General features: G+C 72.5%; 3 protein-coding genes. 1 reads left to right on the top strand and 2 read right to left on the bottom strand.

Going from position 1 to position 3,291, the window contains the following annotated elements; genetic code table 11:
* Positions 1–314: 314 nt before the first annotated feature.
* Together LHA35_RS27985 and LHA35_RS27980 are read right to left on the bottom strand one after the other, a co-directional pair.
* Positions 315–1,151, bottom strand: coding sequence for a nitroreductase family protein (locus LHA35_RS27985; protein ID WP_226614633.1), 837 nt, complete (start codon positions 1,149–1,151; stop codon positions 315–317).
* Between the two features lie 58 nt (positions 1,152–1,209).
* Positions 1,210–2,205: a Bug family tripartite tricarboxylate transporter substrate binding protein gene (locus tag LHA35_RS27980; RefSeq protein WP_226614630.1), complete on the bottom strand. Its 996-nt coding sequence runs from the start codon at positions 2,203–2,205 to the stop codon at positions 1,210–1,212.
* Between the two features lie 537 nt (positions 2,206–2,742).
* Between LHA35_RS27980 and LHA35_RS27975 the strand changes: the two genes are divergently transcribed.
* Entirely contained in the window at positions 2,743–3,258 is a 516-nt protein-coding gene (locus tag LHA35_RS27975) for a transglycosylase (protein WP_226614622.1), read from the top strand.
* The last annotated feature ends 33 nt before the right edge of the window (positions 3,259–3,291 follow it).

Here is a 3,291-nt window from a genome sequence, read left to right as displayed (position 1 = left end):
AAGGGAGCGCCGCTGGCGCCGGAAACGTGTTTCTGGCAGCCGCCACGCGGCAGCGGGCGCATGGAAGGTCCGCCGGAGCCTACCGCACCCGCCGATCCTGCGCGCTTTTCAGCAGCCTGCTAACGCTTGTCCTGCCTCGAGCGCCGGCGGCTCTCCGGGCCTTGGCTTCGCGGCACAAGCCGCGGCGCTCCTTCGCGTGCCCGGCCCACTTCGCTGGCCGCAGGTCGGGACGTCATAAGCCCAGTGTCACACCCTGACGCGGCCATCATCCATCCGCCCCAATCCGCCCGGTCCTTTGGCCGGGACGGTGCTGCTCAGCGCAGCGGGAAGCCCAGGGCATGCAGGGCCGCAGCCAGCCGGTCCCGCCCGCGGAGGGCTCGAATGGTCCCGATCCTGGCGATCACGCGTGCCGTCCAGGTATCGGCTGCCATCTCGTTTCTTTGGGAGAAGCCGCGCATCTCCGCATCGTAGGACGTGCGGGCTGCCGGCTCGCCCAAGGCGTCATAGCGGCGGCGATGCAGCACGATGGATTGCGGCAGGCGGGGCTTCACCTCGCCTTCCGCCCCCGCCTTCGCATAGCCGACGCAAAGGCCGAAGACGCCGACCGCACCCGGCGGCAGGCCGAGCGTCTCCGCCACGCGCGCCGGATCGTTGCGCAGCGCACCGATATAGACCGTGGAGAGGCCGAGGCTCTCCGCCGCGACCACCGCATTCTGCGCGGCCAGCGCCGCGTCGATCGCCGCAACCAGGAAGGTCTCGAGGAAGGGAAGGCCTTCCAGCGCCCTGCCTTCTGCCTGCCCCAGCCGGTCATTGCGCGAGACATCGGCGAGGAAGACCAGGAAGAGCGGGCATTCCAGGATGTGCTTCTGGGCGCCCGCGACCTCCGCCATCACCGCGCGGGCGGCCGGGTCCTCGACCGTCACCACCGACCAGGTCTGCAGGTTGGAGGAGGTGGCGGCGGATTGTGCCGCGGCCACCAGCGTCTCAAGCGTGCCCGGCGGAAGCGGGTCCGGCCGGTAGCCGCGGACGGAGCGGTGATCGAGCAGCCCGGCAATGGTGGCGTTCCAGGGGCCGGTGGGGGGAACCGCCGCGCCGTAGCGCGCCGCCAGCGCCGCCTGCTGGGTAGGGATCTTGCCGCTCATGCCGTCCATGTTGCCGCTCCTCGCTTCAGCGCGAGGCTAGCGGCAACGGCGCCCCTTGCAACCAGGCTCAGATCAGCCCGAGGCGCCGTCCGATCTCCCGGTAGAGCGCCACCTGGGCGCCGAGATAGGCCTGCGTCTCCTCAGAGCCAAGCAGGCGCGGGATGCCGCCGGTGGCGCGCACTGCCCTTTGCCAGGCGGCATCCTGCCGCAGCGCCGAGAGTACGCCGCGCCAAGCCTGGGTCGGCTCCTCCGCCAGGCCGGGCGGGCCGAAGAGCGCGCTCCAGCCGGTCACGGCGGCCAGTGCCGGCACCTCTGCCTCCCGTGCCGTCGGCACGGCCGGCAGGATCTGCAGCCGCTCCGGGGTTCCGATGACGAGGCCGCGCAGGCGGCCATCGCGCAGTGCCGGCATTGCGTCGCTGAGATTGGTGCCGAGGAACTGCACCTGACCTTCCAGCAGTGCCTGTACCGCTTCTCCGCCACCGCGGAAAGGCTTGGCGACCCCCGCATCGATCGGCAGCCCGGCTGCGACGAAGAGGTGCCGGACACCCAGATCGAGCAGCGTGGCCGGCCCCGTCGTGGCGAAGGCGAGGCGACCCGGCTGCTCGCGCAGCGCCGCGACGAGGTCGCCCAGCCGATCCCAGGGCGAGTCGGCGCGCACGCAAAGGATGAAGGGAGTCTCTTCCAGCAGGCCAAGCATGCTGAACTCGTCCCAGGCATAGGGCGTGCGCGGATCGGTCGCCGGCAGGATGGCGGAGGAGGCGACGCGGGCCAGCAGCAGCGTCAGGCCATCCGGGAAGGCCCGCGCGACGAACTGCGTGCCGAGCGCGCCGGAGGCGCCGGGGCGGTTCTCCACCTGCAGCAGCGCATCCGGATTCGGCAGGTGGCGCGGCGCGTGGCGGATGAGGAGGCGGGCGGCGATGTCGGCAGCTCCGCCCGCGGAGAATGGCACGACCAGCGTGACCGGCGCGGCAGGGTAGGGGGGCACCCCTGTCGCGCGCACACGGCCAGGCAAGCCCGCCAGGGGCAGGGCGGCAAGCAGGCCACGACGGGACAGGCGGCGCATGGGTGTCACTCCTCGGTCTCGACCACCCTGGGCTGTCATCTGGCCCGTATTGCCGCGATGCGGAAGGGCGGGGCGGCCCGAAACAGGACACCAAGGTTGCTCGCGGCATAGTACCATGCTAGCGACTTCGCGATGACGTCCGCGAATGGCCAGCCGGTGGGCAACTCCCGGCGACCCTCAGCGGCGTTCCCGTGCCAGGACCGGGATCTGGCAAGGGGCGCCCTTTCTCAGGGGCCCGGACCTCGTGCCGTCATCGCGGCGCGGGTGTTCAGCCTCGCCCTTCTTGCTGCGGCACTGGCCGCGCCACCCGCCCTCGCCGCCAAGGCGGCGCCCGCGTCAACCGGTCAGACCGCGGTGAAGCGGGATGCCAGCCGGTCCGGCAAGCCGGCCGTACAGCGCCAAGGGACAAAACGGCCGGCCGCGCGCGGTGCCGCCCGGGCTGGCAGCGGCAAGGCGTCCCGGGCTGCGCGCGTTCCGCGCCTGCCCGAAGCACCCCTGGAATTGCTGCCGGCACCGCGCATTACCCATGCGTTCCAGATGGAGCCCGTGACCCCCTCGCCGCGGACCGCCTGCCTGGCCGCGGCCCGGCGGGCCGAGCGGATCCATGGCCTGCCGGATGGCCTGCTGGTGGCGATTGCCCTGTCCGAGAGCGGGCTGCACGCCCATGCGCTGAACATCGGCGGCCGTGCCCACTTCCCCGACAGCGCGGCCCGGGCCCGCGCCCTGCTGGCTTCCGCCCCGCGCGGCGCCAGCATCATGGCTGGCTGCGTGCAGGTGAATGCCCGCGTGCATGCCCGCGGCACCGACTGGCCGCTGGATGCCGAGCGCTCGGCCGACTGGGCCGGCGGCCTGCTGCACCGCTGGTACGCCGAAACCGGCAGCTGGACTCAGGCCCTGGCGCGCTGGCATGGCGGATCACCGGCCAGTGCGCGCCGGGTTCTCTGCCGGGTGCGCGCCAAGCTGGACGGGTCGTGCCCCGGGGCGTGGTGTAGGAGTGCGGTGATCTCCGGCGGGCTGGGCCGCCGTATCAGGCGGCCACGGCGGGCAGGCTGACGGTGACAGTATCGCTGACGGCGCCGATCGTCT

This window comes from Roseicella aerolata, from assembly GCF_020523605.1.
GTDB lineage: Bacteria > Pseudomonadota > Alphaproteobacteria > Acetobacterales > Acetobacteraceae > Paracraurococcus > Paracraurococcus aerolatus.
This window is presented reverse-complemented; position numbering and strand designations above follow the sequence as displayed.